Annotated in this window: 11 protein-coding genes; 6 read left to right on the forward strand and 5 right to left on the reverse strand. The window is 73.0% G+C overall.

Annotation, left to right across the window (positions count from 1 at the left end):
* Nucleotides 1–49 precede the first annotated feature (49 nt).
* From CG719_RS21265 to CG719_RS21275, 3 genes are all read left to right on the forward strand, one after another.
* Entirely contained in the window at nt 50–3058 is a 3009-nt protein-coding gene (locus tag CG719_RS21265) for an alpha-mannosidase (protein ID WP_100570241.1), read from the forward strand.
* 83 nt (nt 3059–3141) lie between these two features.
* Nucleotides 3142–3609 (forward strand): DUF4231 domain-containing protein, encoded by a 468-nt coding sequence (locus CG719_RS21270; protein ID WP_100570242.1) that lies wholly within the window; start codon nt 3142–3144, stop codon nt 3607–3609.
* A 188-nt stretch (nt 3610–3797) separates the two neighbouring features.
* On the forward strand, nt 3798–4763 hold the full coding sequence (locus CG719_RS21275) for an aldo/keto reductase (protein WP_100570243.1): 966 nt from the start codon (nt 3798–3800) through the stop codon (nt 4761–4763).
* Between the two features lie 10 nt (nt 4764–4773).
* On the opposite strand, the gene CG719_RS21280 is transcribed toward CG719_RS21275, so the two are convergent.
* Nucleotides 4774–6195: a lipase maturation factor family protein gene (locus CG719_RS21280; protein ID WP_100570244.1), complete on the reverse strand. Its 1422-nt coding sequence runs from the start codon at nt 6193–6195 to the stop codon at nt 4774–4776.
* Nucleotides 6196–6294: 99 nt separating this feature from the next.
* Here CG719_RS21280 and CG719_RS21285 point away from each other — a divergent pair, with 99 nt between their 5' ends.
* A complete protein-coding gene (locus CG719_RS21285) occupies nt 6295–8382 on the forward strand; it encodes a SpoIIE family protein phosphatase (protein ID WP_100570245.1) in 2088 nt (695 codons plus the stop codon).
* Nucleotides 8383–8417: 35 nt separating this feature from the next.
* The gene (locus tag CG719_RS21290; RefSeq protein ID WP_100570246.1) at nt 8418–9281 is read left to right on the forward strand and encodes an Fpg/Nei family DNA glycosylase; all 864 of its coding nucleotides are present in this window, start codon (nt 8418–8420) and stop codon (nt 9279–9281) included.
* Between the two features lie 16 nt (nt 9282–9297).
* Here CG719_RS21290 and CG719_RS21295 read toward each other — a convergent pair whose 3' ends face one another.
* The 3 genes from CG719_RS21295 to CG719_RS21305 all read right to left on the reverse strand — a co-directional run bounded on the left by CG719_RS21295 (nt 9298) and on the right by CG719_RS21305 (nt 11345).
* Nucleotides 9298–9948, reverse strand: a complete 651-nt coding sequence (locus CG719_RS21295) for an anti-sigma factor family protein (protein WP_100570247.1) — start codon at nt 9946–9948, stop codon at nt 9298–9300.
* A gap of 184 nt (nt 9949–10132) precedes the next feature.
* On the reverse strand, nt 10133–10648 hold the full coding sequence (locus tag CG719_RS21300) for a hypothetical protein (RefSeq protein WP_100570248.1): 516 nt from the start codon (nt 10646–10648) through the stop codon (nt 10133–10135).
* A gap of 148 nt (nt 10649–10796) precedes the next feature.
* Nucleotides 10797–11345, reverse strand: a complete 549-nt coding sequence (locus CG719_RS21305) for a sigma-70 family RNA polymerase sigma factor (RefSeq protein ID WP_100570249.1) — start codon at nt 11343–11345, stop codon at nt 10797–10799.
* 210 nt (nt 11346–11555) lie between these two features.
* On the opposite strand from CG719_RS21305, the gene CG719_RS21310 reads away from it, so the two are divergent.
* Nucleotides 11556–12719 (forward strand): CapA family protein, encoded by a 1164-nt coding sequence (locus tag CG719_RS21310; RefSeq protein WP_100570250.1) that lies wholly within the window; start codon nt 11556–11558, stop codon nt 12717–12719.
* A gap of 57 nt (nt 12720–12776) precedes the next feature.
* Here CG719_RS21310 and CG719_RS21315 read toward each other — a convergent pair whose 3' ends face one another.
* Nucleotides 12777–13274 carry a MarR family winged helix-turn-helix transcriptional regulator gene (locus tag CG719_RS21315; RefSeq protein WP_100570251.1) on the reverse strand — a complete coding sequence of 166 codons (498 nt, stop codon included), beginning with the start codon at nt 13272–13274 and terminating at the stop codon, nt 12777–12779.
* Nucleotides 13275–13295: the final 21 nt, after the last annotated feature.

Raw genomic sequence — 13295 nt, forward strand, 5'->3', positions numbered from 1 at the left:
GGTCCGCGCCGGCCGCACCGCTGTCCGCCCACCCCACGGAGCCTGACTCATGCATGACGACCCCGGCCTGGTCGAGGCCCGCCTCCGGCGGGTGCTCGACGAGCGCATCCGCCCCGCCGTGTATCCCGAGTCCGTCCCGCTGGACGTCGCGGTCCGGCACGCGCCCGGCGAACCCGTACCGGTCGCCGAGGGCCTGGCCGCCGAAGCCGAGCCGATCGAGGCGGGCACCCGGTGGGGTGCGCCGTGGGGCACCAGCTGGTTCCGGGTGACCGGTACCGTGCCCGAAGCGTGGGCCGGGAGGACCGTCGAAGCGCTCCTCGACCTCGGCTTCGACCAGAACATGCCCGGCTTCCAGTGCGAGGGCCTGGTGTACCGGCCGGACGGCACCCCGGTGAAGGGGCTCAACCCGCGCACCTCCTGGGTCCGCGTCGGCGCCCCCGCCCGGGGCGGCGAGGAGGTGCGCCTGCACATCGAGGCCGCCTCCAACCCCGTCATCCCCGGCTTCCTGCCCACTCCGCTCGGCGACCCGGAGACGGCGGGCGACGAACCGCGGTACTCGCTCGGGCGCATGGACCTCGCCGTGTTCGACGAGAACGTATGGCGGCTGGTCATCGACCTGGAGGTGCTGGGGGAGCTGATGGCCGAGCTGCCGCCCGACGCGCAGCGCCGCTGGGAGATCCTGCGCGCGATGGACCAGGCGCTCGACGCGGTCGACCTCCAGGACGTGAACGGCACCGCCCGGCGGGCCCGGGCCCGGCTCACCGAGGTGCTTGCCGCGCCCGCAGCCGCCTCCGCGCACCGGATCAGCGCGGTCGGGCACGCCCACATCGACTCGGCGTGGCTGTGGCCGCTGCGCGAGACCGTGCGCAAGGTGGCCCGCACCGCCTCCAACATGACCGCGCTGCTCGAGGACGAGCCCGAGTTCGTCTTCGCGATGTCCCAGGCCCAGCAGTGGGCGTGGCTCAAGGAACGGCGGCCCGAGGTGTGGACACGGGTGAAGAAGGCCGTGGCGGACGGGCGGTTCGTTCCGGCCGGCGGCATGTGGGTGGAGTCCGACACCAACATGCCCGGATCGGAGGCGATGGCCCGGCAGTTCGTGCACGGCAAACGGTTCTTCCTCGACGAGTTCGGCATCGAGAACGACGAGGCCTGGCTGCCCGACACCTTCGGCTTCGCCGCCGGACTGCCGCAGATCATCAGGGCGGCGGGCTCCACCCGGCTGCTCACACAGAAGATCTCCTGGTCCCGCACCAACGCCTTCCCGCATCACACCTTCTGGTGGGAAGGCATCGACGGCACGCGGATCTTCACCCACTTCCCGCCCGTCGACACCTACAACTGCTCCATGACGGGCCACGAACTCGCCCACGCGGCACGCAACTTCAAGGACAAGGGCGCCGCCCGGCACTCCCTCGCCCCCACCGGCTGGGGTGACGGAGGCGGCGGCACCACCCGGGAGATGGTCGCCAAGGCGGCCCGGTTGCGCGACCTGGAGGGCTCGCCGCGGGTGGTGTGGGAGACGCCGCGGGAGTTCTTCGACCGGGCCCAGGCCGAGTACCCGCAAGCCCCCGTCTGGGTCGGCGAGTTGTACCTGGAACTGCACCGCGCCACCCTCACCAGCCAGGCCGGTACCAAGCGGGGCAACCGGCGCAGCGAACACCTGCTGCGGGAGGCGGAGCTGTGGGCGGCGACTGCTGCCGTACGCACCGGATTCGCCTATCCCTACGACGAGTTGGACCGGATCTGGAAGACGGTGCTGCTGCACCAGTTCCACGACATCCTGCCCGGCTCCTCCATCGCCTGGGTGCACCGCGAGGCACGCGCCACCTACGAGCGGATCGCCGGGGAACTGAACCGGATCGTCGAGTCGGCCCAGCGCGCGCTGGCGGGCGAGGGCGCCGTACCGCTGGTCTTCAACGCGGCCCCACACGCACGGGCCGGCGTCCCGGCCGGCGGCGCCGCCACCCCGGCCACCGAGGGCCGCACGGAGCTGAGGTTCCGCGCGGGCGGCGGATTCGTCCTGGACAACGGTCTGCTGCGGATCGGGATCGACGAGCGGGGCCTGGTCGTCTCGGCGTACGACATCGAGGCCGGCCGCGAGACGATCGCCGAGGGCCGGGTCGCGAACCTCCTCCAACTGCACCCGGACCTCCCGAACATGTGGGACGCCTGGGACGTGGACGAGTTCTACCGCAACACGGTCATCGACCTCACCGACGCCGAGTCCGTCACGGCCCGCGAGGACGGCGCCTCGGTAGGTGTCGTACGGAACTTCGGGGACTCCAGGGTCACCCAGGTGCTGTCGCTTCCGGCGGGGGAGCGGCGGCTGGTGCTGGACACCGGGGTGGACTGGTACGAGACGGAGAAGTTCCTCAAGCTGGCCTTCCCGCTCGACGTGCACGCCGAACGGTACGCGTCCGAGACGCAGTTCGGGCACTTCTACCGCCCCACCCACACCAACACCTCGTGGGACGCGGCCAGGTTCGAGGCCTGCAACCACCGTTTCGTGCACGTGGCCGAGCCCGGCTGGGGTGTTGCCGTCGTCAACGACTCGACGTACGGCCACGATGTGACCCGCACGGTCCGCACCGACGGCGACCGGGGCACCACCACCACGGTCCGGATGTCCCTGCTGCGTGCCCCGCGCTTCCCCGACCCCGCCACCGACCAGGGCGTCCACCGCTTCCGGCACGCCCTGGTGCCGGGCGCGGACATCGGGGACGCGGTCCGCGAGGGCTGGCGGATCAACCTGCCCGAGCGGCGGCTGACCGGCGGCGGGGACGTCGCTCCGCTGGTGACGGTGGACGAGGACGCGGTGGTCGTGACGGCGGTGAAACTCGCGGACGACGGCAGCGGCGACGTGGTGGTCCGCTTCCACGAGGCCCACGGCGGCCGGGCGCGGGCGATGCTCACGGCCGGGTTCGACGTCGCGGACGTGACGGTGACGGACCTGCTGGAGCGGCCCCTGCCCCAGGAGGCGCCGGAGCGGGACGGCGGCCGGATCGCCCTGCGGCTGCGGCCGTTCGAGCTGATGACGCTGCGGCTGCGGCGCGCGTGAGGTCCTGCGACAGGGGGGCGACTCGGCGGGATCGCGCCGTGCCGCTCTTTCCCGGTGGGGCGCGCGGCCACGATGATGTGGCGATGACACGAAGAACGGTGCCCGACCACTCCTGGGCCGCCCAGCCGGACCCCCTGCTGGCGCTGGCCGAACGTGAGTTGGCGTTCTACAGCCGGTCCTGCGACCGCGCCAGGCGGCTGCACCGCGGTACGGAGCTGGGCGCCCTCACCACCACCTCGGTGACGGTCGTGGCCGCCGGTCTGCACGCGCCGGCCTGGCTGACCGCGATGATCGCGGGCGGCGCCGTGTTCTTCACCGGCATGCGCCAGCTGTTCGACCCCGGCTCCCGCTGGGTGCTCACCGCGCAGGCACGCGAGACTCTGCGCCGGGCCGTCGACCGGTACCTGCTCCTGCCCGAGGCAGAACGCGACGCAGCGGCCCGGCAGACCCTGCGGCACGTGATCGAGGAGGTCGGCGCCGACGAACTGCGCGAATGGTCCGATTCCCGGACCCGTCGCCCGGAACCACCGGTGCCGGCCGCCGGCCCCTGACGGCCCCCGGCCCCTGACCACGACCGGAACGCGGGGACGACCGCGAGCGTTCCCCCATCGAGCGAAAGGACTTCCGTGCCCCCGACGCCCGTCCGCACCCGAGCACGTGACGCCCACGACACCCGTCATCCCGCCCCGCACCAGCCCGACGTCGGCGGTCCGGGCCCACGGCCGTGCCCGGAGGCCCGGTGAGGACGCTGGGCGGGAGCGGGGTCGAGGTCAGCGCCCTCGGCTTCGGCGCCGCCGCCATCGGCAACCTCTACTCCGAGGTGGACGAGGAGCAGGCGCGGGCGGCCGTGGCCGCCGCCTGGGAGCAGGGCATCCGCTACTTCGACACCGCCCCGCACTACGGCCTCGGCCTGTCCGAACGCCGCCTCGGCGCTGCCCTGCGCGGCCTTCCGCGCTCCGCGTACACGGTCTCCACGAAGGTCGGGCGGCTGCTCGCACCCGCGGACACGGGCGGGAGCGATCTCGCCCATGGTTTCGCGGTGCCCGCCGCCCACCGCCGCGTGTGGGACTTCAGCGCGGACGGGGTACGGCGCGGACTGGAGGCCAGTCTCGAACGGCTCGGCCTGGACCGCGTCGACGTCGTCTACCTCCACGACCCCGACGACCACGCCGAGCAGGCCTTCCGCGAGGGCTACCCGGCGCTGGAGGAACTGCGCGCCCAGGGCGTGGTCGGGGCCATCGGGGCGGGCATGAACCAGTCGGAGATGCTGACCCGCTTCGTCCGCGACACGGACGTGGACGTGGTGCTGTGCGCCGGCCGGTACACCCTGCTCGACCAGCGCGCCGAGTCGGAGCTGCTGCCCGCGGCCGCCGAGCGCGGCGTGTCCGTCGTCGTCGGCGGCGCCTTCAACTCCGGCCTGCTGGCGGACCCCAGGCCCGGTGCGACGTACAACTATGCCAGGGCGGCACCCGAGTTGGTGGAGCGCGCCCAGCGCATGAAGGCGGTGGCCGGCCGGCACGGAATCACCCTGCGGGCCGCGGCCCTGCGCTTCTGCGCCGGCCACCCGGCCGTGGCCTCCGTCCTGGTCGGCACCCGCTCGGCGGCTGAAGTCCGCGACTGCGCGGAGCAGTTCGCCGCACCCGTGCCCGCCGCCTTCTGGCAGGAGCTGAGGGACACCGGTCTGCTGCCCGCCTCCGGGACCTGACGGGGACCGGTCACGGCTCCCGGGTGCCGGTGCCCAGCCGGGTCGGCGGCAGGAAATCGCGCACGTAGGAGCGGTCCCAGCAGGCACCGGTCGCCCGCAGCTGCCGCCAGGTCGTGAAGTGGTAGCGGAACAGCCGGGCGCGGACGTAGCGCGGCGGCTCGTCCGGCGGGAAGGGGGAGCGGCGCAGCAGCCTGAGGGTGTCGCGGTCGTTCTCCAGGAGCCGCTCCACCATCGCGCCGAACCAGACGCCCGCGTAGGCCGGGGAGAGCGCGGCGAACCACATCATCCAGTCCAGGCGCAGATGGTACGGCGCGAACTGGCGCGGCCAGTGCCGGGTATCACCGGGCTTGCCCCGGAACTCGTACTCCCGCCAGTCCGCGTCCTCGTGCGGCACCTCGTCCAGCGTGCCCTCCACCACCACCTCGTAGCGGACACGGCTGACGCTGCCGAACGCGCCGTAGGTGTTGACCAGGTGCAGCGGGTCGAAGGAGCGGTTCATGACCTGGCGGCGGGAGACCATGTTGACCACCGGGCGGTAGCTGAGGAGCACCAGCAGCACGGCCACGGCGAGGACCACGACCTCGTACCACAGCGGCGCGGCCGGCCCGGACGGCGCGCTCCCCGGGAAGCGGACCGCCGACAGCGCCAGCACGATCGCGATCCAGTTCAGCCAGGAGAAGTTCCCGGACAGCACCAGCCACAGCTGGGTGACGATCATCAGCGAGGCACCGATCGTGGCGATCGGCTGCGGAGCGAACAGCAGGAACGGCACGATCAGCTGCGTGACGTGGTTGGCGGCCACCTCCGCCTTGTGCAGGGGCCCCGGCAGATGGTGGAAGAACCAGCTCAGCGGGCCCGGCATCGGCTGCGTCTCGTGGTGATAGTGCAGACAGGTCAGCTTGCGCCAGCAGGCGTCGCCGCGCAGCTTGATCAGCCCCGCGCCGAACTCGACGCGGAAGAGGATCCAGCGCAGCAGGAACAGCACGAGCACCGGAGGGGCCACCTCGTCGTTGCCGAGGAAGACCGCGAGGAACCCGGTCTCCAGCAGCAGGGACTCCCAGCCGAAGCCGTACCAGGTCTGCCCGACGTTGACGATCGACAGGTACAGCGCCCAGGGGACGAACCACAGCAGCATCGCGGCCCACAACGGCACCAGCGAGTCCACGCCCGCGACCAGCGCCGCCGACACCGCGCACCCGGTCCAGGCGACCGCCGCGAAGAGCCGGTCGGAGTAGCGCAGGTGGAACAGGCTCGGCGCCCGGGTGAACGGCACCCGCTGCAGGAAACGGGGGATCGGCAGCATGCCCCGTTCGCCGAGCAGCGCGCGGAACTGGAGCGCCGCCGTCAGAAAGGCGACGAGATACACCACGGCCAGCGCGCGCTGGAAGACCAGCCGGCTCAGCCAGTACTCGGGTGCGGTGAACCAACCCACGGTCGAGCGCTCCTCTCCTCTCGTCCTCCGGGAAAGTCACGGCCCGGCTACCCCACCCCCGGCTCGAAGAATCAGCCGATCCCTGGCAAGGTGTCCTGCATGGCTGAACAGGGAGCGCCCGCCCTGTCACTCCCGGAGGACTGGCCCGCCCGCCCGGATCCCATTCTGGCGCTCAACGGCATGGGCACCTTCGACTGGGACCTGGACGCCGGGCTCGTGCACCTGGACGCCCAGGCCCACCGGATCTTCGACCTCAGCCCGGAGGAGAACGACCGCCGTCCGGGCACCGTGGGCAAGCGGCTGCTGCCGTCCGAGCGCGATCGCCTGGACGCCCTGGTCGCCCGGGCGATGAAGGAGGGCCGCCGGAACTACGGCACCTACGTCCGCCTGCGCCTGCGCGACGGCGGCCTGCGCTGGGCCCACGTGCAGGGCTACATCCAGCGCGACGGGACGGGCCGGCCGAGCAGGATCACCGGGATCCTCCGCGACGCCTCCGAGGAACTCGGCGACATCGCCGCCCGCCGGGAGCGGGCCGCCCAGGCCGCGGCCCGGCGCAGGCAGACCAACGTCGTGGAGGCCGCCACCGCCGCCCTCGCCCACGCGCGCACCGTGCAGGACGTCATCGAGGTCGTCAAGGACTCCCACGGACTGGCACTCCTCGGCTCCAAGAGCCTGGTCCTCGGCCTGGTCGAGGCCGGCCGCATCCGGCTCGTCGCCGAGGGCCCCGAGGGCTCCTCCGTGCCGGGCACCCGCGTCACCCGGATCGACGAGCCCTACCCGATGAGCGAGGCCGTGCGCACCCTCAGCCCCCGCTTCATCGAGTCCCCGGAGGAGTTCGCCGAGCGCTACCCCATCCTGTGGCCGCGCATCACCGGACTGGACATCACCTCGGCGGCCTATCTGCCGCTGATCGCCCAGGCGCGCCCGATCGGCGGAATGGGCCTGCTCTACAGCGACCGCCGCGGCTTCACCCCGGACGAGCGCGACGTCCTGATCGCCCTCGGCAGCAGCATCGCGCAGAGCCTCCAGCGGGCCATGTTCTACGAGCAGGAGAAGGACCTCGCCCAGAGCCTGCAACAGGCCATGCTGCCGCGCACCATCCCCAGCGTGCCCGGAGCCGACATCGCCGTCCGCTACCGCTCCGGCTACGCGGGCGGCTCCCTGGGCCGCGACATCGGCGGCGACTGGTACGACCTGATCCCGCTGCCCGGGGGCCGGGTCGGCGCCGTCATCGGCGACGTCCAGGGCCACGACACGCACGCCGCCGCCGTCATGGGCCAGCTCCGCATCGTGCTGCGCGCCTACGCCGCCGAGGGGCACGCACCGGCCACCGTGATGGCCCGCGCCTCGCTCTTCCTGCACGAACTCGACACCGACCGCTTCGCCACCTGCCTGTACGCGGAGGCCGACCTGTCCACCGGCGTCGTGCAACTGGTCCGGGCCGGGCACATCGACCCGCTGGTCCGGCACAGCGACGGAAGCTGCCACCTGATAGGCGTCGACGGGGGGCTGCCGCTCGGCCTGTCCGCCGAGTTCGGCAGCCTGGAGTACCCCGTCGGCACCATGGAGCTCGACCCCGGTCAGACCCTGGTGCTGTGCACCGACGGCCTGGTCGAACAGCCCGGCGCCGACCTCGACGACGGCATGCGGGCGCTGGCGCGGTCCGTCGCCGACGGGCCCGACGACGTACGGGACCTCGCCGACCGGCTGATCACGATGGCCGAGGCGCGCGGCGGCGACGACGACGTGGCCCTGCTCGTCCTGCGCCGCCAGGTGCCGGCCGAGCGGCAGCCCGTCGGCCGGCTCCAGCAGTACGTGGCCCCCGGGGACCCCGAGGCCCTCAGCCGCGCCCGGCACATGATCCGCACGGCGGTGCGGGCCTGGGGCGCCGAGGAGGACTCGTACGAGATCGAACTCGTGGCCGACGAACTGATCACCAACGCCCTGATGCACACCGAGGGCGCCGCGATCGTCACCCTGCGGGTCCTCAGCGGGTCCGGACGGCGGCTGCGGATCGAGGTCGAGGACTCCTCCAGCGCCCTGCCGCGCCGCCGCGAACCGGGGGCGGACGGCGTCTCCGGCCGGGGGCTGCTGCTCGTGGACCGGCTCACCGACGTGTGGGGCGTGGAGGCGCGCGGCGGCGGCAAGTGCGTGTGGTGCGAGTTCGCGGTGCCCGGCGAGAGCTGACGTGGCGCCCCGCGGCCGCGTGGCACTCTGGACCTATGCCGGAACTGCCCGAGGTCGAAGCGCTGAAGGACTTCCTGACCGACCATCTGGTCGGCCACGGGATCGTGCGCGTGCTGCCCGTCGCGATCAGCGTGCTGAAGACGTACGACCCGCCGGTCACCGCCCTGGAGGGCCGCGAGGTCACCGCGGTGCGCCGGCACGGCAAGTTCCTGGACCTGGAAACCGGCGGCGGCGCGCACCTCGTCACCCATCTGGCCCGCGGGGGCTGGCTCCAGTGGAAGGACCCGCTGCCCGACGGCGTGCCCCGGCCCGGCAAAGGTCCGCTGGCCCTGCGCGTCGCCCTGGAGACCGGCGCGGGCTTCGACCTCACCGAGGCCGGCACCCAGAAGCGGCTCGCGGTGTACGTCGTACGGGATCCGGCGGAGGTGCCCGGGGTGGCGCGTCTCGGTCCCGACCCGCTGGCCGACGGCTTCGACGAGGAGCGGTTCGCCCGGCTGCTCGCGGGGGAGCGGCGGCAGATCAAGGGCGCCCTGCGCGACCAGAGCCTGATCGCGGGCGTCGGAAACGCCTACAGCGACGAGATCCTGCACGCGGCGAGGATGTCCCCGTTCAAGCTGGCCGCCTCTCTGACGCCGCAGGAGACGCACACCCTGTACGAGGCACTGCGCACCACCCTGACGGAGGCGGTCGCGCGCTCCAGGGGCCTTGCGGCCGGGCGGCTGAAGGCGGAGAAGAAGGGCGGCCTGCGCGTGCACGGCCGCACCGGCGAGCCCTGCCCGGTGTGCGGGGACACCGTCCGCGAGGTGTCCTTCAGCGACTCCTCGCTCCAGTACTGCCCGACCTGCCAGACGGGCGGGAAACCGCTGGCCGACCGGCGCCTGTCCCGGCTGCTCAAGTGACGGACCGGCCGGCGGCTCACCGCGAGTCGAGGGTCACCAGGGGCCGCCCGTCCGCGGTGCGCACCTCGAAGCGGTCGATCTGCCCGGGATGCATCGTCGTGCCGCCCGCCACCGTGCTGGTGCCCGCGTCGTGCGCGAGGACGCTCCACGTGGTCACGGTCTGCTCCGAGCCGTCGCGGCCGACCACGACCAGTCGGCAGGAATGGGGACCCGAGCCGTCCCTGACCCGCACCTCCAGATCGCTGCCCCAGTCCCGGTCGGCGGCTTTGATCTCGGCCCACACACCCGTGGTCGCGTCGGTCGCCGCGTACCGGGCGGGGCCGCCGTGGTGTCCGGCGACGGCGGCCACCGCGGGTCCGCACACGGCGAGCACCACCGAGGCGGCCAGACCGTAGAGGAACCGCCGGCGTCCGGCCCGGCGCCGCCGGGCGACCTCGCCGACCAGCCGGTCCAGCAGCCCCGGGCCGGGCCGGGTCATCGGGTGCACGAAGCGCGGCGTGGCCCGCCGGTACAGCATCAGCTGCCGGGTCGTGGGGCCGAACTCGGTGACGTGCGCCGCGCAGCGAGGGCACTCCGCGAGGTGGTCCTCGAAGCGGAAGGCGTCCGCCTCGTCCAGCATGCCGAGCGCGTACGCGCCGGCGTCGCGATGCCGTTCCAGGGACCTCATGCCGAATCCTCGTGCCTGTGAGTGCGGGTGGGGTTACTCGTTGCTCCCACCCGTACGAGCCCGGCACCGGAATCACTCAGCCGCGTTCCGAATCGTAATCAAGACGTTCGGAGCGGCCGGTCCCGCGGATTGGTCGGAATCCGGCCGCGTTCCGAGAGGCCCCGAATCCGGGAAGAACCCGGGTCTAGAAGAGGTGGATGGCCAGATGTCCGAGGGGCAGTCCGAGCTGCCAGGCGGGCGTCCACACCTTCGGTCCCTCGTCCTCGCCGAACACGCTCGCGCCGCCCGGCACCGCGTCCAGATCGGGCGCGAGCAACTCGGTCTCCTCCAGCCAGCGCCAGGCCGCCTCGGCCAGCGTCAGGTCGGGCGAGGGCATCCCGCGGGCCTCCGCCTCGTCCGCGAGGCCGGCCATCCGCTCGCACACCCAGTCCTGCCACGGCTGGTCGTACGCGGTCAGCGACAGCCAGGTCTCCAGCTGGGAGACCACCCGGACGCGGGAGAGCTCGCCGCCGGTGTCGGACAGGAAGATGGTGAGCGCCAGCGCGTCCCGCCCGGCGCGGAACTCGAACGACGTCGGCGGCATCAGATCGCCGGTGCGCAGCAGCTCGTCGGCGATGTACTCGGCGTACAACCAGGCCATGGGTACGGCCAGTTCGCCGCCGTCCGGGCCGTCCGTGCTCTCGTGACCTCTGTGCAGCATCCCTTCCTGCCCTCCTCCGGTGCGTTCTCCTCGCCCGACCCCGGGTCCCGGGGTCCCGCCCCCTGTCGGAACACGGATGAGGACAGCCGATTACTCAACAGCGGTCCACGGCAAGGCGCTTTACGGAGGTTTGACCAGGCGGCCGGTTTCACCGCAGGTCGGCCGCGTATCCCGGAAGCATCCGGCGCAGGGCGCGCAGCGCGTAGTACGCGCGGGACTTCACGGTACCGGGCGGGATGCCCAGGGCCTGGGCGGCCTCCGCCACACTGGCCCCCCGGAAGTACACCAGCACCAGGACTTCACGGTGCTCGGGAGTGAGAGTCTTCACAGCCTCCCGGACGTCGAGCGTCGCGGCGGACCGCTCGGCGTGGTCGGCGATGACCCGCGCGTTCTCCAGGTCCGCGTCCCCGACCTCCGGCGGCCGGGCCTGCCGGGCGCGGCGCGCGTCGATGGCGAGCCGGCGCGCCACGGTCAGCAGCCAGGGCCGCACCGAGTCGAAGGCGTCGGCGCGCAGCGCCTCGGGGTGCTGCCAGGCGCGCACGAGCGTCTCCTGGAGCAGGTCCTCGGCGCGCTGGCGGTCGCCGTCGCACAGGCGCAGCAGCAGCGCGAAGAGCGGTCGGCCGTGCTCGCGTTGCAGCGCGGCGAGCTCGTGCTCGGCGGTCGTCGTCCCGTGCGGGAGGGTGGTTCCGGCCGTCATGGCCGTATGGCATCGCAGGGGGCCGCGCGGGGACAGGGCGTGCACACGGCTGTGCGACGGACGGTCGATCGGGTCGGCGAACGGTACGACGAACGGTCCGTCAGGCCCCTTCTCTTACACGAACGGGCCAACGCGGCGCCCATACCGTTTGCGAAAGCCGTCAGATTCGTACCCATTTGTCTGTCCATACGACCGCCATGGGGTGAACTGATGATCGCACGCAGACAGCAGGTGTCCCTGGTCGTGACGGCCCTCCTCACCGCGGCCGCCGCCTGCCAGGCCCACCAACGGGAACAGCAGACTCCGCCCGGACGAGCCGCCCCGACCGCCCCGAACTCCGCGAGCGCGCCCGGCGCGTTCACGCTCGTCGCCTCCGGCGGCATCCTGCCGGACGCCTCGGTGCTGGAGCGGGCCGCCTTCGACGCGGGCGGCGCGGGCCACGACTTCCGGCCGATGCTCGAAGGCGTCAAGGACATCGTCTCCCGGGCCGACCTGGCGCTGTGTCACCTGGGCACCGCCTTCGGAGCGGGCGCGCCCTACACCGGCGCCCCCCGCTACAAGTCCCCGCCCGAGCTGGCGTCGTCCCTCGCCGCGGCGGGCTACGACAGCTGCGCCACCGCCTCCGAGCACACCCTGGACGACGGCGCCGACGGCGTCCGGCGCACCCTGGAGGCCCTAGACGGCGCCGGCCTGCGGCACGCAGGCTCGGCGCGGGGCGAGGGCGAGGCGCGCGGCACCCTCCTCCGGGCCGGACGCGCCGTGGTGGCCCACCTCGCCTACACCTACGGCACCAACGACCCCCTCCCACCCGATCAGCCGTGGGCCGTCCGTGTGATCGACGAGAAGCGGATCGTCGAGGACGCCCGAGCCGCCCGCAAGGCGGGTGCCCAGGTCGTGGTCGTGTCCCTGAACTGGGGCCGGGCCTGGCAGGACGCGCCCGACGCCCAGCAACTGGACCTCGCCCGGAAGCTGACCGCCTCGCACTCCGGCGGCCGGCCCGACGTCGACCTGATCCTCGGCAGCCATGCCCATGTCCCGCAGGCCTACGAGAAGGTCAACGGCACCTGGGTGGTCTACGGGCTCGGCGACCAGATCGCAGGCGCCACCACCGACGACAGCGGCCGGCGCAACCCGCGCGCCAACCAGAGCACGCTGGCCCGCTTCACGTTCTCCCCGCCCGCCAAGCAGGGCGGGCGCTGGGAGGTGGCCCGGGCCGAGTTCGTCCCCGAGGTGTTCGACCTGGACGCCGGCCGGGTGGTGAACCTCGGCAAGGCCATCGCCCGCGGCGCCGACCTCCAGGGCGTGCGCGACCGGATCCGCACCGCGGTGCTCAGCCGGGGCGCGGCGAAGGACGGGCTCGTCATGGGGGAATGAGGCCGGCCGACCGGCCGGGGGAGCGGGGCCGGCCGGTCGACCGGGGCGTGGGGCCGGTCAGTCGACGTCCACGTGCTCGAAGAGGTCGAGCATCTCACCCAGCACGCGCAGGCACGCCCGTACCTCGGAGTCCGTCAGATCGCCCCCGACCCGGCGCAGCAGCAGGTGCTCACGGTCCAGCACCGAGGTGATCGCCGCCCGGCCCGCGTCCGTGAGCCGGATCAGCGACGAGCGCTGGTGCGCCGGGTTCGGGACGCTGATCACCAGGTCGCGGGCCACCGCGTCGTTCACCATGCGCTGCACGAACTGGCGGCTGATCGCCTGCGCGCGTCCCATCTGGGGGACGGTCATCGGGCCGTGCTTGTGCAGCAGGTCGAGCACGGCCCGTACGCCGACGGACAGCCCCTCGACGGCCTCGCCCTGCTCGACCTTGCGCTGCACCCGCCGGTACAGCGGGCCCACCAGATCGAACACCGCGGTGAGGCGATGGCCGAGTTCGTCCGGCGGGAGAGGGGCGTCGGGCCCGTCGTCGAGGTCGCTGTCGATGTCGCTCATCGCACCATCATGACACCTTGG

This window comes from Streptomyces sp. CB01373 (genome assembly GCF_002803075.1).
Classification (GTDB): domain Bacteria; phylum Actinomycetota; class Actinomycetes; order Streptomycetales; family Streptomycetaceae; genus Streptomyces.

What these genes read in the sequence shown, in the direction of transcription:
- CG719_RS21310 (WP_100570250.1), top strand. Translation starts at nt 11,556, where the DNA reads ATGATCGCACGCAGACAGCAGGTGTCCCTGGTCGTGACGGCCCTCCTC.
- CG719_RS21290 (WP_100570246.1), top strand. Translation starts at nt 8,418, where the DNA reads ATGCCGGAACTGCCCGAGGTCGAAGCGCTGAAGGACTTCCTGACCGAC.
- CG719_RS21315 (WP_100570251.1), bottom strand. Translation starts at nt 13,274, where the DNA reads ATGAGCGACATCGACAGCGACCTCGACGACGGGCCCGACGCCCCTCTC.
- CG719_RS21305 (WP_100570249.1), bottom strand. Translation starts at nt 11,345, where the DNA reads ATGACGGCCGGAACCACCCTCCCGCACGGGACGACGACCGCCGAGCAC.
- CG719_RS21285 (WP_100570245.1), top strand. Translation starts at nt 6,295, where the DNA reads ATGGCTGAACAGGGAGCGCCCGCCCTGTCACTCCCGGAGGACTGGCCC.
- CG719_RS21270 (WP_100570242.1), top strand. Translation starts at nt 3,142, where the DNA reads ATGACACGAAGAACGGTGCCCGACCACTCCTGGGCCGCCCAGCCGGAC.
- CG719_RS21265 (WP_100570241.1), top strand. Translation starts at nt 50, where the DNA reads ATGCATGACGACCCCGGCCTGGTCGAGGCCCGCCTCCGGCGGGTGCTC.
- CG719_RS21295 (WP_100570247.1), bottom strand. Translation starts at nt 9,948, where the DNA reads ATGAGGTCCCTGGAACGGCATCGCGACGCCGGCGCGTACGCGCTCGGC.
- CG719_RS21300 (WP_100570248.1), bottom strand. Translation starts at nt 10,648, where the DNA reads ATGCTGCACAGAGGTCACGAGAGCACGGACGGCCCGGACGGCGGCGAA.